This window comes from Streptomyces sp. NPDC044033, from assembly GCF_056434425.1.
The window spans coordinates 150,427-175,024 of the sequence record NZ_JBWKFF010000012.1 but is presented as its reverse complement, the minus strand read 5'-3'; the positions used below and the strand labels follow the sequence as shown (position 1 = coordinate 175,024).

The 24,598-nt window shown below is 71.8% G+C and carries 16 protein-coding genes and 1 riboswitch; of the genes, 15 read left to right on the top strand and 1 reads right to left on the bottom strand.

Annotated features, from left to right (window positions below; translation table 11 throughout):
• The first annotated feature begins 773 nt into the window (after window positions 1–773).
• On the top strand, window positions 774–4,346 hold the full coding sequence (mfd, locus tag AC07AB_RS22145) for a transcription-repair coupling factor (RefSeq protein ID WP_478569495.1): 3,573 nt from the start codon (window positions 774–776) through the stop codon (window positions 4,344–4,346).
• Between the two features lie 299 nt (window positions 4,347–4,645).
• Window positions 4,646–5,410, top strand: a complete 765-nt coding sequence (locus AC07AB_RS22140) for an HNH endonuclease family protein (RefSeq protein WP_478569493.1) — start codon at window positions 4,646–4,648, stop codon at window positions 5,408–5,410.
• A 2-nt stretch (window positions 5,411–5,412) separates the two neighbouring features.
• On the opposite strand, the gene AC07AB_RS22135 is transcribed toward AC07AB_RS22140, so the two are convergent.
• Entirely contained in the window at window positions 5,413–6,936 is a 1,524-nt protein-coding gene (locus tag AC07AB_RS22135) for a DUF2079 domain-containing protein (RefSeq protein WP_478569491.1), read from the bottom strand.
• 690 nt (window positions 6,937–7,626) lie between these two features.
• Here AC07AB_RS22135 and AC07AB_RS22130 point away from each other — a divergent pair.
• The 13 genes from AC07AB_RS22130 to AC07AB_RS22070 all read left to right on the top strand — a co-directional run bounded on the left by AC07AB_RS22130 (window position 7,627) and on the right by AC07AB_RS22070 (window position 24,452).
• Entirely contained in the window at window positions 7,627–9,714 is a 2,088-nt protein-coding gene (locus AC07AB_RS22130; protein ID WP_478569489.1) for an HsdM family class I SAM-dependent methyltransferase, read from the top strand.
• 394 nt (window positions 9,715–10,108) lie between these two features.
• Complete coding sequence (locus AC07AB_RS22125) at window positions 10,109–10,726, top strand: SurA N-terminal domain-containing protein (RefSeq protein ID WP_478569487.1); 618 nt, start codon at window positions 10,109–10,111, stop codon at window positions 10,724–10,726.
• Between the two features lie 22 nt (window positions 10,727–10,748).
• Window positions 10,749–11,810: a nucleoside triphosphate pyrophosphohydrolase gene (locus tag AC07AB_RS22120; RefSeq protein WP_478569485.1), complete on the top strand. Its 1,062-nt coding sequence runs from the start codon at window positions 10,749–10,751 to the stop codon at window positions 11,808–11,810.
• Between the two features lie 452 nt (window positions 11,811–12,262).
• On the top strand, window positions 12,263–12,685 hold the full coding sequence (locus AC07AB_RS22115; protein WP_478569483.1) for a DUF6479 family protein: 423 nt from the start codon (window positions 12,263–12,265) through the stop codon (window positions 12,683–12,685).
• Window positions 12,686–12,939: 254 nt separating this feature from the next.
• Window positions 12,940–14,193: a cytochrome P450 family protein gene (locus AC07AB_RS22110; protein WP_478569481.1), complete on the top strand. Its 1,254-nt coding sequence runs from the start codon at window positions 12,940–12,942 to the stop codon at window positions 14,191–14,193.
• A gap of 179 nt (window positions 14,194–14,372) precedes the next feature.
• The gene (locus AC07AB_RS22105) at window positions 14,373–15,350 is read left to right on the top strand and encodes a LysM peptidoglycan-binding domain-containing protein (protein WP_478569479.1); all 978 of its coding nucleotides are present in this window, start codon (window positions 14,373–14,375) and stop codon (window positions 15,348–15,350) included.
• A gap of 294 nt (window positions 15,351–15,644) precedes the next feature.
• A riboswitch (cyclic di-AMP (ydaO/yuaA leader) is annotated at window positions 15,645–15,789 on the top strand.
• A gap of 2 nt (window positions 15,790–15,791) precedes the next feature.
• Window positions 15,792–16,523 carry a transglycosylase family protein gene (locus AC07AB_RS22100; protein WP_478569477.1) on the top strand — a complete coding sequence of 244 codons (732 nt, stop codon included), beginning with the start codon at window positions 15,792–15,794 and terminating at the stop codon, window positions 16,521–16,523.
• 510 nt (window positions 16,524–17,033) lie between these two features.
• The gene (gene eno, locus AC07AB_RS22095) at window positions 17,034–18,314 is read left to right on the top strand and encodes a phosphopyruvate hydratase (protein WP_478569475.1); all 1,281 of its coding nucleotides are present in this window, start codon (window positions 17,034–17,036) and stop codon (window positions 18,312–18,314) included.
• Between the two features lie 259 nt (window positions 18,315–18,573).
• Entirely contained in the window at window positions 18,574–19,029 is a 456-nt protein-coding gene (locus AC07AB_RS22090) for an FtsB family cell division protein (RefSeq protein ID WP_478569473.1), read from the top strand.
• Between the two features lie 275 nt (window positions 19,030–19,304).
• Window positions 19,305–19,910, top strand: a complete 606-nt coding sequence (locus AC07AB_RS22085) for a DUF501 domain-containing protein (RefSeq protein ID WP_478569471.1) — start codon at window positions 19,305–19,307, stop codon at window positions 19,908–19,910.
• The gene (locus tag AC07AB_RS22080; protein WP_478569469.1) at window positions 19,907–20,851 is read left to right on the top strand and encodes a Ppx/GppA phosphatase family protein; all 945 of its coding nucleotides are present in this window, start codon (window positions 19,907–19,909) and stop codon (window positions 20,849–20,851) included. Before AC07AB_RS22085 ends, AC07AB_RS22080 begins: the two co-directional genes overlap by 4 nt.
• Before the next feature lie 503 nt (window positions 20,852–21,354).
• The gene (locus AC07AB_RS22075; RefSeq protein ID WP_478569467.1) at window positions 21,355–22,794 is read left to right on the top strand and encodes an NAD(P)/FAD-dependent oxidoreductase; all 1,440 of its coding nucleotides are present in this window, start codon (window positions 21,355–21,357) and stop codon (window positions 22,792–22,794) included.
• Window positions 22,795–23,138: 344 nt separating this feature from the next.
• The gene (locus AC07AB_RS22070) at window positions 23,139–24,452 is read left to right on the top strand and encodes a class I SAM-dependent methyltransferase (RefSeq protein WP_478569465.1); all 1,314 of its coding nucleotides are present in this window, start codon (window positions 23,139–23,141) and stop codon (window positions 24,450–24,452) included.
• Window positions 24,453–24,598 lie beyond the last annotated feature (146 nt).

The following is a 24,598-nucleotide window of genomic DNA, read 5'->3' as shown; positions in this document are numbered from 1 at the left end:
ACGCCCCCCCCCCCCCCCCCCCCCCCCCCCCCCCCCCCCCCTCCCCCCCCCCCCCCCCACCCCCCCCCCCCCCCCCCCCCGACCCCTCCCCCCCCCCCCCGGGGAGGCGGGCCCGGGGGGATACGGGCCGGCCGAAGGAGCGGGCCCGCGGGGGGCGGGTCCGAGGGGGCGGGCCCACGGGGGACACGGGTCCGAGAGGGGACCGGGCCTGTGGGCGCGGGGCCGAGGGGGGCGGGCCTGGGGGACATAGGGCCCGTGGGGGGCTGGGCCTGGGGGGGGGACGCCGGGCCTGCGGGGGGATGGGCCTGCCGGGGGGCACCGGGCCCGACCCGAGGGGGCGCGCGTCCGCCCGGACCGGTCGCAGGTCCGGGCGGACGACTGCCCCGCCACGCCTGCCACCCCTGCCACCCCCGGTACGGCCGGTCCGGGCGCATCACGGGGGAGCGCGCCCGGACCGGTCCCGCGTGTGAGTGTCGGTGCCCCGTCGTAGGCTGGAGAACCCCGGCACGTTGGACGTGTCGGGCGGTTCGCGTTGTCCGCGCCACTCGACCCGCTCCACCGCACCCCATTCCACCCCCGATCCTGATCACCCCCGATCCTGATTCCGGACCTCGTCCACTCCCCATCGAATCCCCGCGCGTCCACTCCCCATCGAATCCCCGCGCGTCCACTGCCCATCGAAACCCCGCGCGTCCACTCCCCACCGAGTGGACAGCCGGTCCACTCCCTATTGAGTCCACCCCTTGAGTCCACCCCCCGGGACGGAAGCCTCCATGAGCCTGCACGGCCTGCTCGACGCAGTCGTCAAAGATCCGGCGCTCGCCGAAGCGGTAAAGGCCGCAGCCGACGGCAACCGGCCCCACCTCGACCTGGTCGGTCCGCTCGCCGCGCGCCCCTTCACCATCGCGGCGCTGGCCCAGAGCGGGAAGGACGGCGGTGCGCACCGCACCGTGCTGGCCGTCACGGCCACCGGCCGGGAGGCCGAGGACCTCGCCTCGGCCCTTCGCTCGCTGATGCCGGCGGGCCGCCAGGACGCGGTGGTGGAGTACCCGTCGTGGGAGACCCTGCCGCACGAACGGCTCTCCCCGCGCTCCGACACGGTCGGCCGCCGCCTGGCGGTGCTGCGCAGGCTGGCCCACCCGAGCCCGGACGACCCGGCGGCCGGCCCGGTGAGCATCGTGGTCGCGCCCGTACGTTCCGTACTTCAGCCGCAGGTCAAGGGGCTCGGGGAGCTGGAGCCGGTCAGTCTGCGCAGCGGGCAGAGCGCTGATCTCGAAGAGATCGTGGACGGGCTGGCGGCTGCCGCGTACGCGCGGGTGGAACTGGTCGAGAAGCGCGGCGAGTTCGCCGTGCGCGGCGGGATTCTCGATGTGTTCCCGCCGACCGAGGAACATCCGCTGCGGCTGGAGTTCTGGGGCGACGAGGTCGAGGAGGTCCGCTACTTCAAGGTCGCCGACCAGCGGTCCCTGGAGGTCGCCGAGCACGGGCTGTGGGCCCCGCCGTGCCGGGAGCTGCTGCTGACCGAGGACGTGCGGCAGCGGGCCGCCACCCTCGCCGAGGCCCACCCGGAGCTCGGCGAACTGCTCGGCAAGATCGCCGAGGGGATCGCCGTCGAGGGCATGGAGTCGCTGGCGCCGGTCCTGGTCGACGACATGGAGCTGCTGCTGGACGTGCTGCCGGCCGGGAGCATGACGGTGGTCTGCGACCCGGAGCGGGTCCGTACCCGCGCCGCCGACCTGGTCGCCACCTCGCAGGAGTTCCTTCAGGCGTCCTGGGCGGCCTCCGCCGTCGGCGGCGCGGCCCCCATCGACGTGGGCGCGGCGTCCCTGTGGGGCATCGCCGACGTCCGGGAACACGCCCGCGAGCTGGGCATGATGTGGTGGACGGTCAGCCCCTTCGCCGCGGACGAGGAACTGGACGACGGCACCCTGGGGCTGGGCATGCACGCCCCCGAGGTCTACCGCGGCGACACCGCCCGCGCGCTCGCCGACACCAAGGGCTGGCTGGCCGAGGGCTGGCGCACGGTCTTCGTCACCGAGGGCCACGGCCCCGCCGCCCGTACCGTGGAGGTGCTCGCCGGCGAGGGCATCCCGGCCCGGCTGAGCACCCCCGACAGCGAGACGGGCGGGCTCGCACAGCTCACGCCGTCCGTGGTGCACGTGGCGTGCGGCTCCATCGAACACGGCTTCGTGGACCCCGGCCTGAAACTGGTGGTGCTGACCGAGACGGACCTGTCGGGGCAGCGCGCCGCCTCCAAGGAACTGGGCCGGATGCCGGCCCGCCGCCGCAAGACCATCGACCCGCTCACCCTCCGGCCCGGCGACTTCATCGTCCACGAGCAGCACGGCGTGGGCCGCTATGTGGAGATGGTGCAGCGCACCGTGCAGGGCGCCACCCGCGAATACCTGCTGGTCGAGTACGCGCCCGCGAAGCGCGGCCAGCCCGGCGACCGGCTCTTCGTGCCGACGGACCAGCTGGAGCAGATCACCAAGTACGTGGGCGGCGAGGCCCCCACCCTGCACCGGCTCGGCGGCGCCGACTGGACCAAGACCAAGGCGCGCGCGAAGAAGGCCGTCAAGGAGATCGCCGCCGACCTGATCCGCCTCTACTCGGCGCGGATGGCCGCCCCCGGCTACACCTTCGGCCCGGACACGCCCTGGCAGCGCGAACTGGAGGACGCCTTCCCGTACGTGGAGACGCCCGACCAGCTCACGACGATCGCCGAGGTCAAGGAAGACATGGAGAAGTCGGTCCCGATGGACCGGCTGGTCTGCGGCGACGTCGGGTACGGCAAGACCGAGATCGCGGTGCGGGCGGCCTTCAAGGCCGTGCAGGACGGCAAGCAGGTCGCCGTGCTGGTGCCCACGACGCTGCTGGTGCAGCAGCACTTCGGTACGTTCACCGAGCGCTACGGGCAGTTCCCCGTCAACGTCCGGGCGCTGTCCCGCTTCCAGACGGACAGCGAGGCGAAAGCGGTGCTGGAGGGGCTCCGGGACGGCACCGTCGACCTGGTCATCGGCACGCACCGGCTGTTCTCCTCCGAGACGAAGTTCAAGGACCTGGGCCTGGTCATCGTCGACGAGGAGCAGCGGTTCGGCGTCGAGCACAAGGAGCAGCTGAAGAAGCTCCGCGCCAACGTGGACGTGCTGACCATGTCGGCGACCCCCATTCCCCGGACGCTGGAGATGGCGGTCACCGGCATCCGCGAGATGTCGACGATCACCACGCCGCCGGAGGAGCGCCACCCGGTGCTGACCTTCGTCGGCCCGTACGAGCAGAAGCAGATCGGCGCGGCCATCCGCCGTGAACTGCTCCGCGAGGGCCAGGTCTTCTACATCCACAACCGGGTCGAGTCCATCGACCGGGCCGCCGCGCGGCTGCGGGAGATCGTGCCGGAGGCGCGCATCCAGACGGCGCACGGGCAGATGGGCGAGTCGCAGCTGGAACAGGTCGTGGTCGACTTCTGGGAGAAGAAGTTCGACGTCCTGGTCTCGACGACCATCGTGGAATCGGGCATCGACATCTCCAACGCCAACACCCTCATCGTGGAGCGCGGCGACAACTTCGGCCTCTCGCAGCTGCACCAGTTGCGCGGCCGGGTCGGGCGCGGCCGCGAGCGCGGCTACGCCTACTTCCTGTACCCGCCGGAGAAGCCGCTCACCGAGACGGCGCACGAACGGCTCGCCACCATCGCCCAGCACACCGAGATGGGCGCGGGCATGTACGTCGCCATGAAGGACCTGGAGATCCGGGGCGCGGGCAACCTGCTGGGCGGCGAGCAGTCCGGGCATATCGCGGGCGTCGGCTTCGACCTGTACATGCGCATGGTCGGCGAGGCCGTCGCGGACTACCGCGCCTCGCTGGACGGGGAGGAGCAGGAGGAGGCGCCGCCGGAGGTGAAGATCGAGCTGCCGGTCGACGCGCACGTGCCGCACGACTACGCGCCGGGCGAGCAGCTGCGCCTCCAGGCGTACCGGTCCATCGCCGCGGCGAGCAGCGAGGAGGACATCAAGGCCGTCCGCGAGGAGCTGACCGACCGTTACGGCAAGCTGCCGGAACCGGTCGAGAACCTGCTGCTCGTCGCGGGGCTGCGGATGCTCGCGCGGGCCTGCGGTGTCTCGGACATCACGCTCCAGGGCTCCAACATCCGCTTCGGTCCGGTGGAATTGCGGGAGTCGCAGGAACTGCGCCTCAAGCGGCTCCACCCGCGCACGGTCATGAAGCCGGCCACCCGCCAGCTCCTCGTGCCGCGCCCGACGACGGCCCGGATCGGCGGCAAGCCGCTGCTGGGACGCGAACTGCTGGCATGGACGGGTGAGTTCCTGACCACCGTCGTGGGTTCATAGCGGCGGGCGCGTCGCGGTCGGCGCGTCGTGGTCGGTTCGTGGCAGTCGGTTCGTGTCGGTCGGTTTGTGGCGGTCGGGTCGTGGTCGGGGGGTGTGGTCGCGGTTCTTGGGGGTGGGCTCGCAGCCGTGGGTTCGTAGAGGCGGGTTCGTAGGGGTGGGTTCGTAGGTGCAGGCGCCGGGCAACCTTGGAAGGTGAGGGTGCCTGTCCCCGCTCTGTCGCCAAGGGCGGCGGTCTGTCCGCTTTAGGATCTTGCGGGGCGCGGGGTGCGCCCCGCTTTCAGCCGCCGATCCCAGAGTGGATGTTCCCTGACGTGAAGAGTTTTCCGCTGCCTGCCCGCCTCCGCCCCCGCCGCCTCGCGCTCGCCGGCACCGCGCTCGCCGGTGCCGCCCTGCTGACCGTCACCGGGTGTTCGCCGGACAGCGGCGGCAGCAGCACCGAAGACAAGTCCGCCGGAAAACAGGGCAGCGCCCTGTCCGCCGTCTCCTCACTGAAGGTCAAGGCGGGGGCCGGCATGAACGGTTACGCCCGGGACCGGTTCGGCCGCGCCTGGCTCGACACCGACGGGAACCACTGCGACACCCGAGACGACATACTCAAGCGCGACCTGACGAACGTGAAGTTCACCGACGGCCGATGCAAGGTCGCCTCCGGAACGCTGACCAAGGACCCGTACACCGGCAAGACCGTCCGCTACGAGCGGGGCCGCAGCAAGGTCGACATAGACCACGCGGTGGCGCTGTCCGACGCCTGGCAGAAGGGCGCCCAGAAGTGGTCGCCGAGCAAGCGCATAGCACTCGCGAACGACCCGCTGAACCTGATAGCCGCCGACGCCTCCGCCAACCGCCAGAAGGGCGACGGCGATACGGCGGCCTGGCTGCCCTCCAACAAGGCGTACCGCTGCGACTACGTCGCCCACCAGGTCGCCGTGAAGAAGAAGTACGGCCTGTGGGTGACCGGCACCGAACGGGACGCGATGAAGAAGGTCCTGACGACCTGCCCGTCCGCCAAGCTCCCCAGTGGCGGGACCCCCACCGAGGCCCCCGCCCGCTTCAAGGCGAAGTAACTTCAGGGCGAAGTGGCGGCGGCGTTGGCGGCGGTGGCTTTGGCGGTGGCGGCAGCGTTGGCGGCGGCGGGCGCCGGGGTGGGTGAGGCCCGCCGCAGGACGGCGTACCCGCCGTCGCCGCCGAGGTACGTGTACGTGGTGCCCGGGTGCATCCCCTGGATCTCGTCGAGCAGCTCCGCGGGGGCCTTGGCATCGTCGTTGCGCAGCGCCACATAGTCGGGCTGTATCCCGCCGGTCCCTCCTATCCAGAACACCCGGCAGCGGTCCGTGAGCCTGCTTATCGGGCCGACGTTGGCCTCGACGGTGGCGTTGTCGGGAATGCGGTCCAGCAGCCGGTCGACGGCGGCGACCGCCGACGACTTGCGGTAGGCGTCGGCCTCGGTGAGGTCGGCCAGGGGGAGCGACGTGGTGAGCGCGAGCGCCGCGGCGGCCACGGCCGCGGGTATGTGCTGGGCGTACGAACGCAGCCACGCGCGACGGCTCGCGCCCACCCCGGCGAGGGCGTCGACGAGGGCGATGAAGACGACGGGCATGAGCACCGCGCTGTAGTGCCAGTCGACGCCCCAGTAGTGGTCGTCGTGGGAGACGAACCGCCAGGCCAGCGTGGGCAGGGCTGCGATCAGCAGTGGGGAGCGCAGCGCGAGCAGCCCCGTGGTGGGCAGCAGTATCCACAGCAGGGTGCGGACAGCGGTGTCGAGGGGAATGGTGGGCGCCGGCCCGCCGTCGCCGTTGAGCTTGTTCCAGTAGTCGTACGAGCCGCTGTTGTTGAACCCCGGGATGATCACGCCGAAGATGATGACGGCCGCGGCGAGCCCGAAGGCGACGAGCCCGGCGGCCAGCGCTGTCATCCGCGGCCGGCCCTTGCCGCGGAGCCGCACCAGCATGACGGCGCCGATGGCCGCGACGGTCAGCCCGAGGTCCTCCTTGACCAGGACGAGGGGGAGCGCCCACCAGAGGGCGGTCTGCCACCGGTGCCTCAGGACCGCTTCCAGGGAGAAGGCGATCAGGGGCATGGCGAAGGCGATCTCGTGGAAGTCGAATTCGACGGCGCGCTGGACGCCCCAGGAGAGCCCGTATGCCAGGCCGATGGCGAGCCCCCGCCTGCGCCCCAGCAAGTGGGCGGCGACGCGTGCCACGGGTATGGCGGACACCGCGAACAGCGCGGCCTGCGCGACGAGCAGCGTCACCGGCGTGGGGAAGATCCGGTAGAAGGGCCCGAGCAGCGCGGTGATGGGGCTGAAGTGGTCGCCGAGGATGTTGGTGCCGGGCCCCTTGAGATCGGCGACCGGTGCCTGGAAGTGGGCGTAGGCCCGTATGGCCTGTTCGAAGATCCCGAGATCCCACGACATGGTCAGCAAGCGCCGGTAGCGGCAGATGGAGAGCGCCGCGAAGGCGATGAAGAGCGCGGCTGCGAGCCAGTACGGGTCCAGGCGCGGGTTGCGCAGGGCCGCGGCGCGCGAACCGTCGGCGGGCGCGGCCTCGGCCGTACTGCGGCCGGGTGCTGCGACTGCTGCGGCCGTGTCCATGGGCGGTCCTTGTCTCGGGGCTTTCGTGGGCCTTGTCCGGGGTGTCGATCGATATGGAGGGTCGATCCGGGATGTCGAAAAGATACGCGAAGGGATCGGGGGCGGGTCGGACGGTGTTCGTAGACGGATCGCGGCTACGCGACGGTCCTCTCTGCTGAGAGTGATGGCGGGCAGACCGCCGATGGTTGCGGCCCGGCCTTCGCGAACGAGGCGCGGTCGCGTTCCCCTCTTTCCGCGGTGTCCTTCGCGAACGTGGTTCGGGCCTCTCTCCTCCGGCCTCTCTCCTCATGCGTCGTCCTCGTGGACGAGGTGTGGTCGCGTTCCTCTCTTCCCTTCTCGCGCTGGCCCTCGCGGATGAGGTTCGGGCCCTGTCGCCTCGTCATTCGCCGGCTTTCGTGGGACGAGCTGCGGTCCCGGCCCCTCCTCTCACATCGACCCTCGCGTCGACGGGCGGCCGAGGCTCGGCTTCAACCCTTTCCCCTCTTCTGCTCTCCCCTTCGTCGCGTGCGGTGTCTGCCGTGTGAGCTGATGCGACAATGACAGCAAAGTCTGTGAACCGAGTCAACCTTATTCACTGGTTCGAGTGAGTTCACGGACGTGAAGCGGGTTTCGCGGGTTTGGTGGGTATGCTCGGCGTCACAACAGATTCGACAGTGCAGGCAATCCACGGGTGCGAGAGGACGGGAGCGCATGCCCGACAACACAGCAGAGGTGACGGCGGCCGGGATCGCCCGGCTCGCCGGTGTGGGACGCGCCGCCGTCAGCAACTGGCGCCGCCGCCACGACGATTTCCCCAAGCCCGTCGGAGGCACGGAGACGAGCCCGACCTTTGCCCTCAGCGCCATCGAGCGGTGGCTCCGCGGCCAGGGGAAAGTCGGTGAGATCCCGCTGAGCGAGCGGGTCTGGCAGCAGATCGCCGGGCACCCGGCCGGCGCCGTCACGGCCCTTCGCCACGCGGGTTCGGTGCTCATGCTCGTGCGCGACCGGCCCGCGGACTGGGCGGAGCTCGCCGGGCTCGCCGACCCCGAGCTGGCCGAGGCGCTGCCCACGGCCCTCGGCGCCGCCCTGACCGCCCGGCTCGGCCACCGGCACCCGGTCACCCTTCCCAGCCCGGTCGAGGTAGCCGCGTCCGCTCTTCTCCTGCGCGGGGCCGCCGAGCTCGCCACCGGCCTCGGTGCCCGGCCGACGTACGAGTTCCTGCTCGGCCGGCACCTCGACGCCAACCCCCGGCAGTACACCCTCACCCCGTCCGCCCCCGCCGAGCTGATGGCCGCTCTCGCCGAATCCGGCCTCGACCAGGACGGCGTACGTACTGTCTTCGACCCTGCGTCAGGCACCGGCAGCCTGCTGCGCGCCGCCGACGCCGGAGGCCCCCTGCACACCCGGGCCGTCTTCGCTCAGGAAACCGACCCCGACCTCGCCGCGCTCGGCGCGCTGCGCCTGGCCCTGCACAGCACCGCCCAGGTGCGAGTGCGCGTGGGTGACAGCCTGCGGGCCGACGCGTTCCCTGAGTTGGAGGCGGACGCCGTGCTCTGCCACCCGCCGTTCAACGAACGGAACTGGGGCCACGACGAGCTGGCGTACGACCCCCGCTGGGAGTACGGCTACCCAGCCCGTACCGAATCCGAGCTCGCCTGGGTCCAGCACGCGCTCGCCCGGCTGCGCACCGGAGGCACCGCCGTCCTGCTGATGCCTCCGGCCGCCGCCTCCCGCCGCTCCGGACGCCGCATCCGCGCAGACCTCCTGCGCCATGGCGCGCTGCGCGCCGTCATCGCCCTGCCCGCAGGAGCCGCGCCGCCCTACGGCATCCCTCTGCACCTATGGGTGCTGCGCCGCCCCACCGCCCAGCCTCTGCCCGCCCCGCAGCTCCTGCTCATCGACACCGCGGACCTGGCCGCCACCAACCGCGACCAACTGCCTTGGCAGGCCGTGCGAACCGCGGTGCTCGACGCCTGGGAGGACTTCGACCGGCACGGTGCCACCGAGGAGAAGCCCGGCGTCTGCCGCTCCCTGCCCGTCATCGACGTCCTCGACGACGACGTCGACCTAGCGCCCGCCCGCCACCTGCCCCCGCCCTCGGCGGCGGGCGGAGCCGCCGAGCTGGCCGAGGTGCACGCCCGGCTCACCACCGCGCTGCGGCGCACCGCCGGGCTCGCCCCCGACCCCGCGACCCCCCTCACCTCCGTCGAAGCCGCCGTCCCCGGGCGTTGGTCCACCACCACCGTCGGCGAACTGGCCCGCGCCGGCGCCCTGGCGCTGCGCGCGGGGGGGAGCGGCGCGAGCGCCGATCCGACCGGGGTGCCCCCCGTCCTGACCGACCGGGACGTGATAGTCGGCTCCGAGCCGTCCGGCACGCTTCCCGAAGGCACGGCTGAGGAGCCCATCCGCATCGAGGAGGGGGATGTGGTGGTGCCCGTGCTCGGTGACTTCACCGTGGCCCGTGTCATCGACGCGGCGAGCGCCGGGGCGGCGCTCGGCCGCGGGCTGCACCTCCTGCGGCCCGACCCGGCCACCCTCGACCCGTGGTTCCTCGCCGGGTTCCTGCGCGGCACCGCCAACCAACGCCAGGCCAGCAGCTATGCGTCCACCGCCGCCCGGCTCGACGTCCGCCGTCTCCAACTGCCGCGCATACCCCTCTCCGACCAGCGGCGCTACGGCCGCCGCTTCCGCGCCCTCGCCTCGTTCGAGGAGTCGCTGAGGCTCGCCGGGCGGCTCGGCGAGCAACTCGTACAGGGGCTGTACGACGGGCTGACGGACGGCACGGCACGTCCCGAGTGACCGGGGGCACCGACGGCCGGGGCCGCTCGGGGAGGCGACGGTCAAGTTGGGGCCGAGGGGCGGGGGCTGAGCAAGGGTTGGGCAGGGGCTGAGTAGGGGAGAGAGGGAGGCGTCGGCGCAGAAGCCCGGAAGGGGGATCAACCAGTCCGGAACGGCCCATAGCCGGAAGGCTGTTCCCCCTGCCACACCGTCACCACAGCGCCGCAACTCCGTTGGTATCCCAACCAGCCCCGAATCGTTGGTCGAAGCGGTGGCCTGGACCACGCGGACTCCCTAACATCGATCAACGCCAGCCCGATATCCCACCTGTCATCCGATCGTCATCCGACCGCCACCCCCTCCAGGAGGGGCTTCGCACGGCCTTTGTTGTCAACGATCTTCGCCGGGAGGCTCCATGCACCGCCGCAGGACTGCGCTCTCCGTCTCCGCCGCCGCACTGCTGATCGCGGCCCCCATGCTCACCGCATGCGGCTCCACCCCGCACCCCGGCGCGGCCGCCGTCGTGGGCAAGGATCGGATCAGCGTGTCCCAGCTCCAGGCCCAGGTGAAGGACGTACGGGACGCGCAGCGCGGCTCGCCGCAGGCCGAGCAGCTCGTCGCGGCCAGCCCCAGGCTGGGCCAGGACACCCTCGTCCGCCTCATTCAGTACCGGATCGTGGACAAGGCCGCCCACGACAACGGCGTCAGCGTCACCCGCCGCGAGGTGCAGCGGCAGCGCGCCGCATTGGAGAAGGCCAACGGCGGTGCGCAGACGGTGCGGGCCAGGTTCCTGTCGCTGGGCGTCGCGCCCGACCAGATCGACCAGGCCATCACGATGGACTACACCCGCGCCAAGCTGGACCAGCAGCTCGGGGCAGCCCGCACTAACCAGGTGTTGATGATGACGTCCAAGTCGATCGGCGTCGACGTCAACCCGCGCTACGGCAGCTGGGATGCCAAGCGCGGCACCGCACAGGCAGCCAAGGAGCCATGGCTGCGCGCGGCCACGCCGGCGCCCGAGCAGCGGATGTGAGCGGTCGCCTACGCTCGACGGCGTGAACGCTTCCGCGCCCGACAGCCCCAGCCGCCATGACGCCGCGGCACCACACCGCACCGCCGCCCCGCAGGGCGGCGCCGGGCCCGCGGACGGTGCGGCCGACCCCGGCCGAATCGTCCTGCTGACCACCAGCCACCGGGTCGCACCCGGTCTGCTGTCCTGGCCCGCCTGGCAGGTGCTGCGCGCCGCCGACCGGGTGCTGTGCGCCGACCCCGGCCACCCGCAGCTGCCGTATCTGCGGGAGGCCGGCGTCGAGGCCGAGCAGGCGGCGGCGGACGCCCACGAGCTGGTCGGCTACTGCCTGGACGGTGGACGTACCGCCGTGGTCATCACCTCCGCCGAGGGCGAGTCGGCGCTCACCGCCGGGCTCGCCCGGCTCGCGGGCTCCGGCCGGGAGCGGATGCCCGCGCTGGAGCTCCTGCCCGGCTCGTACGACCTGCCGGGCGCGCGCCTGCTCGACCTGGTGCAGGTCATGGACCGGATCCGCCGAGCCTGCCCCTGGAGCGGGGTCCGCACGCACGAGGACCTCGCGAAGTACGCGGTGGAGGAGACATACGAACTGCTCGAAGCAATCGAGGAAGGAGACAGGGAAGCGGTTCGCGAGGAACTGGGCGATGTGCTGCTCCAGGTCGTCTTCCACGCGCGTATCGCCCAGGACGACCCGGACGAGCCGTTCGCCATCGACGATGTCGCGGGCACCATCGTCGACAAGCTCATCCACCGGCACCCGCACGTCTTCGGCGCGGAGACCGCCGAGAGCCCCGAAGACGTCAAGGCGCACTGGACGCGGACGAAGGCGATCGAAAAGCAGCGCGACTCCGTCACCGAGGGCGTACCGCTCGGCCAGCCCGCCCTCGCGCTCGTCGCCAAGCTCGCCTCCCGGGCCCGCAGCGCTGGGCTCGATGTCGAGGTGCCGGCCGGCCCCGGCGTCGGGTACGAGCTGCTGGCGCTCGCCGTACGGGCCGAGGGGGAAGGGACGGAACCGGAGACGGCGTTGCGCGCGGCCGCCCGTACCTACCGCGACGCGATCCGCGCCACGGAGCCCGCCCCCACCGACTAGCCCGCCCCCACCGACTAGCCCGTCCCCACCGACCACGTCCGTCTCCGCCGACTAGCCCGTTTCCGCCGACTGCGTCCGTCTCCGCCTCCCCGTCGACTGAGCATGCCTCCAGGGACCGAGCGCGGGGCCAGCCCTACCCGCGGACTACGCAGCGGGCCTGCCCTGCCCCGCCTTGCTCCGCCCTGCCGGGCCGCTTTACCGGTACCCCCCCTCGGCCGCGCACTCTCGTGGGGCATGGGCAGCCCCGCCCGTAGGCCGACCTGCCCGGCCCCCCCCGCCCCTACGCTGTCCGTCCTCCACGCCCGTGCGGCGGGCCGCCACCCATCAGCCCCTCGGCCGTGCGGCGGTGCCCTCGACCACCAGCTGCTCTGTCGCCCCTCCAGCCACGTGCCCGTACACCCGTTCGGCCTAGGGGGCGACATGTCCGGGCGATCGAGGGGTACCCCAGTGCCATGCACACAGAGCTCTTTCTTCTCGCCGCCGACAATGGTCTGCGCGGAGGCATCGCACCGCTGGCCGTCGGCATCGTCGTCGTGGCCCTGTTGATCGGGGCCGTCGCTTACGGGCGCAAGCGTCGCGAGCGTGAGCCCGCTCCGCCGCAGGAGCCCCAGGAGCGCTCCGGTTCGTGGCAGACCCCGGAGGAGCAGAGCGGCCCCATCCCCGCTGATCACGGCCCGGGCCACGACGGGGAGCGCGATGCGCTCGGCTACGTCAAGGAGGGCCGCGCCACCGACGAGCTGGCTCAGGACGGGCACCGCTATCTGCCGCACGAGCTGACGGATCCGGACAGTCACAGCGACCCGGATCAGAAGCCGCGCAAGTGGAACGAAGGGGGCAGCGGCGGCTTCGGCAGCGGGGGCGGCGGCCATACGTGACAGCCACACCTGACGGTCGTACGTGACGGCCATATGTAACGGCCGTGCGCGACAGCCGTACGTGGTGACGGCCGTGCGCGGCGGCCGTACGTGACAGCCCCTAAGCGAAGGCCACGCGTAGCGGCCGTACACGACGGCCATGCGCAACAGCCATGCGCAACAGCCGTGCGCAGCGGTCGCCCCTACCAGCCGTCCGTCCGGGCGTCCGGGCTGCCCCTCGTCCGTCCGGCCGTGGGCTCCTATAGCGTCGTGGGGTGCACGACGAGACCGCCGACGCCCCCGTTCCCGCCCTCTTCAGCTGGGAATTCGCCGCTGACCCCTACCCCGCGTACGCCTGGCTGCGCGAGCACGCGCCCGTGCGCCGTACCGAGCTGCCCAGCGGGGTCGAAGCCTGGCTCGTCACCCGTTACGCGGACGCCCGCCAGGCGCTCGCCGACGGGCGGCTGTCGAAGAACCCCGTGCACCACTCCGAGGCCGCGCACGGCAAGGGCAAGATCGGCATCCCGGGCGAACGCAGCGCCAACCTGATGACGCATCTGCTGAACATCGACCCGCCGGACCACACGCGGCTGCGGCGCCTGGTCTCGAAGGCGTTCACGCCGCGCCGGGTCGCGGAGTTCGCGCCCCGCGTGCAGGAGCTGACGGACCACCTCATCGACGGCTTCTGCGAGAAGGGGACGGCGGACCTCATCCACGAGTTCGCCTTTCCGCTCCCCATCTACGCGATCTGCGACCTGCTGGGCGTGCCCCGCGAGGACCAGGACGACTTCCGCGACTGGGTGGGCATGATGATCCGGCACGGCGGCGGGCCGCGCGGCGGGGTGGCCCGTTCCGTCAAGAAGATGCGTACGTATCTGGCGGAGCTGATCCACCGTAAGCGTTCGGATCTCGGCGACGACCTGATCTCGGGCCTGATCCGGGCCTCCGACCACGGTGAGCACCTCAGCGAGAACGAGGCCGCCGCGATGGCGTTCATCCTGCTCTTCGCCGGGTTCGAGACCACCGTCAACCTCATCGGCAACGGTACGTACGCGCTGCTGCGCAACCCCGGTCAGCGCGAGCGGCTCCAGCGGGCCCTGGAGGCGGGTGACGAGAGCCTGCTCGCCACCGGTGTCGAGGAACTGCTGCGCTACGACGGCCCGGTGGAGCTGGCGACCTGGCGGTTCGCCACCGAGCCCATGACCCTGGGCGGGCAGCGGATCGCCACGGGCGAACCGGTACTCGTCGTACTGGCTGCCGCGGACCGTGACCCGGAGCGGTTCGCCGACCCGGACACCCTCGATCTCTCGCGCAGTGACAATCAGCACCTCGGATACGGGCACGGCGTCCACTACTGCGTGGGCGCGCCGCTCGCCAGGCTGGAGGGCCGGGCGGCCCTCGCGACCCTGCTGCGCCGCCTGCCCGACCTGCGCCTCGCGGCGGACCCGGAGGAGTTGCGATGGCGCGGCGGACTCATCATGCGCGGACTGCGCACGCTGCCCGTGGAGTTCACGCCCCACCAGAAGTGACGAAGCGTCAATCGGCGTGACCTCCGCGTGACCTCGGCTACATCGGCTTGTGACTCCTTGGGTGCGTCGCTATCTTCAACCGACAACTCAGCTGCCACACGAGAGGCAACCGCATGCGTACCGGGAACGGTCGACACCGTCGCCCCCGTCAGGTCCCCGCCATCGTCGTAGCAGCGGGGGTGACGGGCGCCGGAATCGCCATGCCGCTGCTCGCGGCCACCGGCGCGAACGCCGCGGACGCCGCGACCTGGGACCGCGTCGCCCAGTGCGAGAGCGGCGGGACATGGAGCGCCAACGCCGGGAACGACTTCTACGGCGGGCTCCAGCTGTCGCAGTCGACGTGGAATCTGTACGGGGGCACGACGTACGCGCCGAGCCCCGACCTGGCCAGCCGGGCCCAGCAGATAGCCGTGGCCCAGAAGATCCTGGAGGACCAGGGCACCAAGCCGTGGTCGGGGTGCGCGGTCAGCTCCGGCCTTACGCGCGGCGGCGCGTCGCCGGGCGTGGACCCGGGCAGCGGTCAGGCGCCGTCCTCCTCGGAGCCCAGTTCCCACTCGCCCGCGCCGTCCCATACCTCTACCTCCGAGCCGTCCAAGAGACCCTCGGACGACGGCAAGGACTCGGACGACGGCAAGGGCTCGGGCAAGGCCGACCCGGGCAAGACCGACCCGAGCGCCACACCCGGCGAGAAGGGCTCCGGCGCGGCGGACTCGGACGGCTCCGGCCCGACCGAGATCCCCGAGCCCGGCGGGAAGCCCTCTCAGGAGCCCTCCAGCACCCCTTCCAAGGCCCCTGAGCCCTCCACCGACCCCACGCCCTCCACGACGGGGACGCCGACGCCCAGCGAGGGCCGGCACCGCGGCGGCTCCGATGGGGGGCAGAGCGGAAGCAAGGGGGACGAAGGCGCGAGCTCCGCGCACGACGACACCGGGCGGAGCGGCGGCGGGCGGCACGCGTCGCGCGGCGGGGAGTCGTCCCGTACGTCCCAACAGGCCCTCCGCGACTACACGGTGCAGTCGGGAGACAGTCTCTCGGTGATCGCGGAGAAGCACTCCGTCTCCGGCGGGTGGAATGCCCTCTACGAACGCAACCACGGCACCGTGGGAAGCGATCCAGATCTTATTTTCCCTGGTCAGAAGCTTGACCTCGGAAAATGAGAGCGACGGCACGGGCGGTATGTCCGTTCCGGGGGAAAGTGAGACATGGGTCTCGTTGACAGTCACGCGTTTCTCGTCTGCCCGATCTTTCCCTACCGTCTCTCACCTGCGGAAATGCGATGTTTCTGTGGGTAAGTAGAGGCAACTGCCGCCAGGAGGGGGGGTTTGAACCCTCCTGGGCAGTGTGTTTAACGTCGTCACCGCTCGCCACCGTGAGCACCACGATCGCCACGCCGAATCCTGCCGGCGGTCGGGGGAATCGTCGCGCAAGCGCCGTAGGCAGGAGCGGGGGAACCAGGTAGGCCGCCGGAACGGCCCGTCGACACCGACGGGGACCGGGACGGCTAGGGGTGAAGCCCCGTGTGCTCCGGCACGCGAGGCCGGGCAGCTCACAGCCCGAACCCGACAGCTCACCTCGTAGGCGTCGGTGAGGAAACCAACATGCTTATCTCCAAGGGCAAGCACCGCCGTCCGTCCAAGGCCGTCCGTGTCGCCACGCTCGCCGGTGTCGCCGGTGCCGCGGTCGCCGTCCCGCTGATGGGCGCCACCTCCGCCTCCGCCGCCTCCGTCCACACCTGGGACCAGGTCGCGCAGTGCGAGTCCGGTGGTAACTGGTCGATCAACACCGGCAACAGCTACTACGGCGGCCTGCAGTTCAGTAACTCCAGCTGGGCCGCCGCGGGTGGCACCCAGTACGCCCCGCGCGCCGACCTGGCCACCAAGGGCCAGCAGATCGCCACCGCCGAGAAGCTGCTCGCCATGCAGGGCCCGGGCGCCTGGTCCTGCGCCGGCGCCGGCAACCTGACCTCCGGTGGTCCCTCCGCCGGCGTCGACACCGGCTCCAGCAGCCGCAGCACGCAGCACGCGGACCGCAGCGAGCGCCAGGCCGCGCCGAAGCAGCAGGCCCCGAAGCAGGCCGCGCCGAAGCAGCAGGCTCCGAAGCAGCAGGCCCCCAAGCAGGCCGCGCCGAAGCCCGCCGCCCCGCAGCCCGCCGCCCCGAAGTCCATCCAGAAGGGCGACGGCGAGTACAAGGTCAAGTCCGGCGACACCCTCGGCAAGATCGCCAAGGAGCACGGCGTCAAGGGCGGCTGGGAGAAGCTGTACAACCTGAACAAGGGCATCGTCTCCGACGCCAACCTGATCTACCCGGGTCAGCAGCTCCACCTGGGCTGATCCGTCTCCCCGGGACGGCTTCACCGCCGTCCCAGTCTCTCCGCTCATGAGAGACCGCCCCGCTCCGGCGCGCCATCCCCCCGATTGCGCCGTAGCGGGGCACTCGCATATCCGGGGCGGGTAACCGGGGCGGGGGCGCTACCGGGCCCCACCGCCCCCGCGAGGGGCGCACCGGCCCGCCCCTGCCGCGGGGCCACCTCTCAGGCCCTCTCGGGTCACCTTGGGCATCCTCAGGCCACCTCAGCCCTCTCGGACCGCCTCAAGCCACCTCGGGTGAGGGCCCGCCGTTCTCGGGCGAGGACTCCCGGCGCGCTTCCCCGCACCCCCCCACCCCCGCCGCGTCCAGTGCCCGCCCCCGTTCCCCGTCCGGCGAACATCATCACCATTCATCCTCTGATCTGGCTCTTTAGCCCATTTTTCCGTTCGGAGACAGGGCTGCGCGCGGGCGGATGCCCCCCGGCCCGTTAGGCTCGGGGTGCAGAAACCAGTCACCCCATGAAGGAGACATTCGTGCCGTCCATCGACGTCGTCGTAGCTCGCGAGATCCTCGACTCGCGAGGCAACCCCACGGTCGAGGTCGAGGTCGGCCTCGACGACGGCTCCACGGGCCGTGCCGCCGTGCCGTCCGGCGCCTCCACCGGTGCCTTCGAGGCGCTGGAGCTGCGTGACGGCGACCGCAACCGTTACCAGGGCAAGGGCGTCGAGAAGGCCGTCCTCGCCGTCATCGAGCAGATCGGCCCGGAGCTCGTCGGCTACGACGCCACCGAGCAGCGCCTGATCGACCAGGCGATGTTCGACCTGGACGCCACCGCCGACAAGTCCTCGCTCGGCGCCAACGCCATCCTCGGCGTCTCCCTCGCCGTCGCGCACGCCGCCTCCGAGGCGTCCGACCTGCCGCTCTTCCGCTACCTCGGCGGCCCGAACGCGCACCTGCTGCCGGTCCCGATGATGAACATCCTCAACGGCGGCTCGCACGCCGACTCCAACGTGGACATCCAGGAGTTCATGATCGCGCCGATCGGCGCGGAGTCCTTCTCCGAGGCGCTGCGCTGGGGCGCGGAGGTCTACCACACGCTCAAGGGCGTGCTGAAGGAGCGCGGCCTGTCCACCGGCCTCGGCGACGAGGGCGGCTTCGCCCCGAACCTGGGCTCGAACCGCGAGGCGCTCGACCTCATCGTGGAGGCCATCAAGCAGGCCGGTTACGCGCCCGGCCAGGACATCGCGCTCGCGCTCGACGTCGCCGCCTCCGAGTTCTACAAGGACGGCGTCTACGCCTTCGAGGGCCAGGACCGCTCCGCCGCGCAGATGACGGAGTACTACGAGGAGCTCGTCGCCTCGTACCCGCTGGTCTCCATCGAGGACCCGCTGTACGAGGACGACTGGGCGGGCTGGAAGGTCCTCACCGACAAGCTGGGCGAGAAGGTCCAGATCGTCGGCGACGACCTGTTCGTCACCAACCCGGAGCGCCTCGGCCGCGGCATCGAGGAGGGCGCCGCCAACGCCCTGCTGGTCAAGGTCAACCAGATCGGTTCGCTGACCGAGACCCTCGACGCCGTCGAGCTGGCCCAGCGCAACGGCTTCAAGTGCATGATGTCCCACCGCTCCGGCGAGACCGAGGACGTCACCATCGCCGACCTGGCCGTCGCCACCAACTGCGGCCAGATCAAGACCGGTGCCCCGGCCCGCTCCGAGCGCGTCGCCAAGTACAACCAGCTGCTGCGCATCGAGGAGATCCTCGACGACGCGGCGGTCTACGCCGGCCGCTCCGCGTTCCCGCGCTTCAAGGGCTGACACACCCGCCCATGAGCTCATGGGCCCGGGCCAATGGAACCCGGGCCCATAGAACGGACCCGGGCTCATGGAACACGGCTGAGCGCGTAAGAGCCTGTGTCGTCTCCCTGGCCGGGCGCGTGGCGCCCGGCGCGCACGCTGATCCGACCCGGGGCATGACACAGGCTCCAAGCGAAGCGTCCCCGGCACCGGTCCCGTACCGTTGCCGGGGACGTGTCCGTACGTGGGTCGCACGGGCGACGAGACAGGGGAGGCGGCTGTGCCGGCGGATCGGTTCTCCACGGCGACCAGGCTCAAGGCGCTCGGCGAGCAGGCCGCCGCCCGCGTGTACCGGACCCGGCCCGTGCGCCGCAACCGCCTCACCGGCCGGGCGGCGCTGCTCGCGCTCGTCGTCTGCTCGCTGGTCGTCGCCCTCGCCTACCCGATGCGGCAGTTCATCACCCAGCGCTCGGACATCGGCGATCAGCAGCGGCAGTCGCGGGAGGCGCGCGAAGCGGTCAAGCGGCTCCGCGAGGAGAAGGCGCGGCTGAAGGACCCGGCGTACATCGAGCAGCAGGCGCGCGAGCACCTGCACTACGTGCGGCCGGGGGAGACCGGCTACAGCGTGGTGGACGGCGGCGGTGACGCCAAGCGGCCCAAGGACCAGGGCGGCGCCGGCCGCTCCTGGTCCAGCAACCTCTGGGACGGGGTGGACAAGGCCGACGGGCAGGACTGACCCGGGCCGCCGCTGCCCGGGCCGCCGCTGCCCGGGCCGCCGCTGTCCGGACCGCTGGCCCGGCTCCCGCCCAGGTCCGGTGGGCCCCGCCCGGCCCTCCCGCGACCCGCCCCGCCCGACACGGCCCGGCCCCGACGACCCCGTCCCGTACGACCCGGCCCGTACAGCCCCGGCCCGTACAACCGGCCCCGTACGAGCGGCCCGGCGCCCGGACCCCGTACGATCCGGCCCACCCGACCGAGAAGAACACGAGAAGACCGAGTACGAGCGAGCCCATGGACACCCCTCCTCCGAAGACCGAGCCCACGACCCCGACGGACGCGGACATCGCCGCGTTCAAGGAGCAGCTGGGCCGCCCCCCGCGCGGCCTGCGCTCCATCGCGCACCGCTGCCCCTGCGGCAACCCCGACGTGGTCGAGACCGCGCCGCGCCTGGAGGACGGCACGCCGTTCCCGACGCTCTACTACCTCACCTGCCCCCGCGCGGCCTCCGCGATCGGGACGCTGGAGGCGGACGGCGTGATGAAGACGATGACGGCCCGGCTGGGCAGCGACCCGGAGCTGGCCGCCGCGTACCGCGCCGCCCACGAGGACTACATCGCCCGCCGCGACGCCATCGAGGTGCTCGAAGGCTTTCCGAGCGCGGGCGGCATGCCGGACCGGGTGAAGTGCCTGCACGTGCTCGTCGGCCACTCGCTGGCGGCGGGCCCGGGCGTCAACCCGCTCGGCGACGAGGCCATCGCGATGCTGCCGGAGTGGTGGCGCAAGGGCCCGTGCGTCGCGCCGTGCCAGGGGGAGACGCGCCAGGGGGAGACGCCGTGCGAGGACGGCGTACGGGCCCCAGGAGCCACCCCGCCCTCCGCCGAAGGAGGCGCCGAGTGAAGCGCGTCGCCGCCGTCGACTGCGGTACGAACTCCATCCGGCTGCTGGTCGCGGACGTCGACCCGGCCACCGGGGAGCTGGTCGACCTGGACCGCCGGATGACCATCGTCCGCCTCGGCCAGGGCGTGGACCGTACGGGCAGGCTGGCGCCCGAGGCGCTGGAGCGGACGTTCGCCGCGTGCCGCGAGTACGCCGCGGTCATCGAGGAGCACGGCGCGCGGCACGTCCGCTTCGTGGCCACGTCGGCGTCGCGGGACGCCGAGAACCGCGACGAGTTCGTCCAGGGCGTCCTGGACATCCTGGGCGTCGAGCCCGAGGTGATCTCCGGGGACCAGGAGGCGGAGTTCTCCTTCACCGGCGCGACGAAGGAGCTGGCCGGCGAGGGCGGCGAGTATCTGGTCGTCGACATCGGCGGCGGCTCGACGGAGTTCGTGGTCGGCGGCGAGGGGGTCCGCGCCGCCCGATCCGTGGACATCGGCTGCGTACGGATGTCCGAGCGGCACGTGCGCCAGGACCCGCCCGGCGCCGATGAGATCGCCGCGATACGCGCTGACGTCGACGCCGCCCTCGACCTCGCGGAGGAGAGCGTTCCGCTGCGCGAGCCGCGCACCCTCGTGGGCCTCGCCGGGTCCGTGACGACGGTCGCCGCCATCGAACTCGGCCTGGAGCGGTACGACTCCGCCGCGATCCACCACTCGCGGATCTCCTACGAGCGGGTCAAGGAGGTCACCGGCGCGCTGCTGGCCGCCACCCACGACGAGCGGGCCGCGATCCCCGTGCTGCACCCCGGCCGGGTGGACGTCATCGGGGCCGGCGCGATCGTGCTGCAGTCGGTCATGGAGCGGACCGGGGCCGCCGAGGTCGTGGTCAGCGAGCACGACATCCTGGACGGCATCGCCTTCGCGCTGGCCGCCTCGGCAGCCTCGGCCGACGGAGCCTGACCCGCCAGGGCCCCGGTCCGTCGGCCGGCGGAGCCTGACCCGCGAGGGCCCCGGTCGGCGGCTCCGGGCCGCAGCCGGGCCCCCTCCCGTCGGCGGCTCCGCCGGGGGCCGCGGAGCGCCCGGTGAGCGTGGTTCCCGGGCGTCTCAGGGGCCTCACGGGCGCCCGCCGCGACAAAGTTCGTGAACTTCTTCACAAGGAAAAGGGGCCTGTCGGCCGTGGTTCTGGGCCCTATGGCCTGGTTCCGCGGACCGGGGGCCCCTGTTGTGCGTGTTACGGGCGGTTTCCCTGTGTGTGTGGTCCGTGTGAAATCCGGCAGTGGTCTATTCGCGGATCGGACCACAATGCCAGTTCAGTGGGGGTGAACAACGCGCTCCGCCGTGCGGTGGTTCCCTGATCGCACTATGGCGTCGGTCACGGTGGCGGCGGAGTGTAGCAGATAGGGGGGTCATGCTTGTGAAGGGGCTCACGAACCCCCGTCAGGTGGGTGCTGGATACTCGAATCATGAGCACCACGGAGCGTCCCAGGATCCTCGTTGTAGGCGGTGGGTACGTAGGCATGTACGCGGCACGCCGCATCCTCAAGAAGATGCGGTACGGCGAGGCGACCGTCACGGTCGTCGACCCGCGCTCGTACATGACGTACCAGCCCTTCCTCCCTGAAGCTGCAGCCGGCAGCATCTCTCCCCGCCATGTGGTGGTGCCGCTGCGACGCGTGCTCCCCAAGGCGGAGGTCCTCACCGGCCGCGTGACCACGATCGACCAGGACCGGAAGGTCGCCACCGTCGCGCCGCTCGTCGGCGAGGCGTACGAGCTGCCCTTCGACTACCTGGTCATCGCGATGGGCGCCGTCTCCCGCACCTTCCCGATCCCCGGCCTGGCCGAGAACGGCATCGGCATGAAGGGCGTCGAGGAGGCCATCGGCCTGCGCAACCACGTCCTGGAGCAGCTCGACAAGGCGGACTCCACGACCGACGAGGAGATCCGCCGCAAGGCGCTGACCTTCGTCTTCATCGGCGGTGGCTTCGCGGGCGCGGAGACCGTCGGCGAGGTCGAGGACATGGCGCGCGACGCCGCCAAGTACTACCCCAACGTGAAGCGCGAGGACATGCGCTTCCTGCTGGTCGACGTGGCCGACAAGATCCTGCCCGAGGTCGGCCCGAAGCTGGGCGGCTGGGGCAAGGAGCACCTGGAGAGCCGCGGCGTCGAGATCTATCTCAAGACCGGCATGAACTCCTGCGTCGACGGCCACGTCGTGCTCAACAACGACCTTGAGGTCGACGCCAACACCATCGTGTGGACCGCGGGCGTCAAGCCCAACCCGGTCCTGTCCCGCTTCGGCCTGCCGCTCGGCCCGCGCGGCCACGTCGACACCGGCGCCACCCTCCAGGTGCAGGGCACCGACTACATCTGGGCCGCCGGCGACAACGCCCAGGTCCCGGACCTCGTCGGCCGCAAGGCCGGCAACGAGAACGCCTGGTGCCCGCCGAACGCCCAGCACGCGCTGCGCCAGGCCAAGGTCCTCGGCGACAACGTCGTCTCCGGTATGCGGGGCTTCCCGCAGAAGGAGTACAGCCACGCCAACAAGGGTGCGGTCGCCGGTCTCGGCCTGCACAAGGGCGTCGCGATGATCGTCCTGGGCAAGACGAAGATCAAGCTCAAGGGCCGTATCGCCTGGTACATGCACCGCGCGTACCACGGCATGGCGATGCCGACGTTCAACCGCAAGATCCGCGTCTTCGCCGACTGGACCCTCGGCATGTTCCTCAAGCGCGAGGTCGTCTCCCTCGGCGCCATGGAGCACCCCCGCGAGGAGTTCTACGAGGCGGCCAAGCCCGCGCCGAAGGCCGCCGCTCCGGCGGAGAAGACCGCCACGGCTGAAAAGGCCGAGAAGACCGACACGGCCGAGAAGGCTGAAAAGGGCGAGAAGGCGAAGGCTTCCTGACTGCGCTTACCGCGCTGACCGCGCCGTAGCCCGTAGGGCCTTTCCGGCCTTACGTGCCGCCTTCCGGCCTTCCGGCCTCGGGCTCTACGGCCTTCCGGGGCATTCCGGCACGCCAGGGCTTTACGGCCTTCCGAGCCGCGGTCTCCTGGCGAAGCCCGGTCCGTATCCGGCCGAAACAGCGAAACCGAAGGACGTCCACCAATCCGTGGGGTGGGCGTCCTTCGGCGTGTCGGGTTATTTTGCAGTTTCCAGGCCCGTTTCGGGGATGGGATGGGGCCCCGCCGGTGTTTACGTGGTCAGTGAACGTACTTTGTCTCTGATGCACCACCACGGAGGTGTGCGACATGGCCGACGCCGCTGGACGGCTCACCGCGCTCGCGGAGGAGGTGCTGGGAGGCCCGCTCCCGGTCCGTATCCGCGCCTGGGACAACAGCGAGGCCGGACCGCCAGGCGCCCCCGTGCTGGTCATTCGGCACCGTAGAGCCCTGCGCCGACTGCTCTACAAGCCGGGCGAACTCGGCCTCGCCCGCGGCTGGGTGGCCGGCGACCTCGATGTGGAGGGCGACCTCTACGAAGCCCTCGACCTGCTGGCCGGCCTCGTCTGGGAGCGCGGCACCACCGGGAAGCGCCAGCCCGCGCTGGCCGCCGCCTTCGCCACCCTGCGCGACCCCCAGATGCGCGCCGCAGGCCGCGAGTTCCTCGCGCTCGCCGGAGCCGGGCTGCCGCCGGCGCCGCCGCGCGAGGAGGCCCGTAAGAGCCACGGGCCGCTGCACACCCTGCGCCGGGACAAGCAGGCCATCAGCCACCACTACGACGTCGGCAACGACTTCTACGAGCTGGTGCTGGGCTCCTCCATGGTCTACTCCTGCGCCTACTGGGACTCCCCGGAGGCCACCCTGGAGGAGGCGCAGCGCGACAAGCTCGACCTCGTCTGCCGCAAGCTCGGCCTCGCCTCCGACCAGCTCCTGCTCGACGTGGGCTGCGGCTGGGGCTCGATGGTGCTGCACGCGGCGCGCGAGTACGGCGTGCGCGCGGTGGGGATCACGCTCTCCGAGGAGCAGGCCGCGTACGGGCGCAAGCGCATCGCCGAGGCCGGGCTGACGGACCGCGTGGAGATCCGGGTGCAGGACTACCGGCAGATCCACGACGGCCCCTACGACGCGATCTCCTCGATCGGCATGGCCGAGCACGTCGGTTCGGCGCTCTACGCCGAGTACGCGGCCGACCTCTACGCGCTCCTCAAGCCCGGCGGCCGGCTGCTGAACCACCAGATCGCCCGCCGCCCGCTGCTCGACGAGGAGAACTACCAGGTCGACGAGTTCATCGACCGCTACGTCTTCCCGGACGGCGAACTGGCCCCGGTCGGCCGGACCGTCGGCCAGTTGGAGGAGGCCGGGTTCGAGGTGCGCGACGTGGAGGCGCTGCGCGAGCACTACGCGCTGACGCTGCGTCAGTGGGTGGCCAACCTGGAGCACAACTGGAAGGACGCGGTCCGGCTGACCACGCCCGGCCGGGCCCGGGTCTGGCGGCTGTACATGGCGGCCTCCGCGCTCTCCTTCGAGCGCAACCGCATCGGCGTCAACCAGGTGCTGGCGGTCCGTACCCCCGAGGACGGGGCGTCCGGCGCTCCGCTGCGGATGCGCGAGTGGGGCTCCTGACCGCGGGCTGAGAGCCGGGGCTGAGAGCCGGCTGAAACGGGTCCGGGGGGGGGGGGGGGGGAGAGGGGGGGGGGGGGGGGGTGGGGGGGGTGGGGGGGGGGGGGGGGGGTCCCTCTTGTTGTCGCTCCCATACTTCGCAGCGCGGC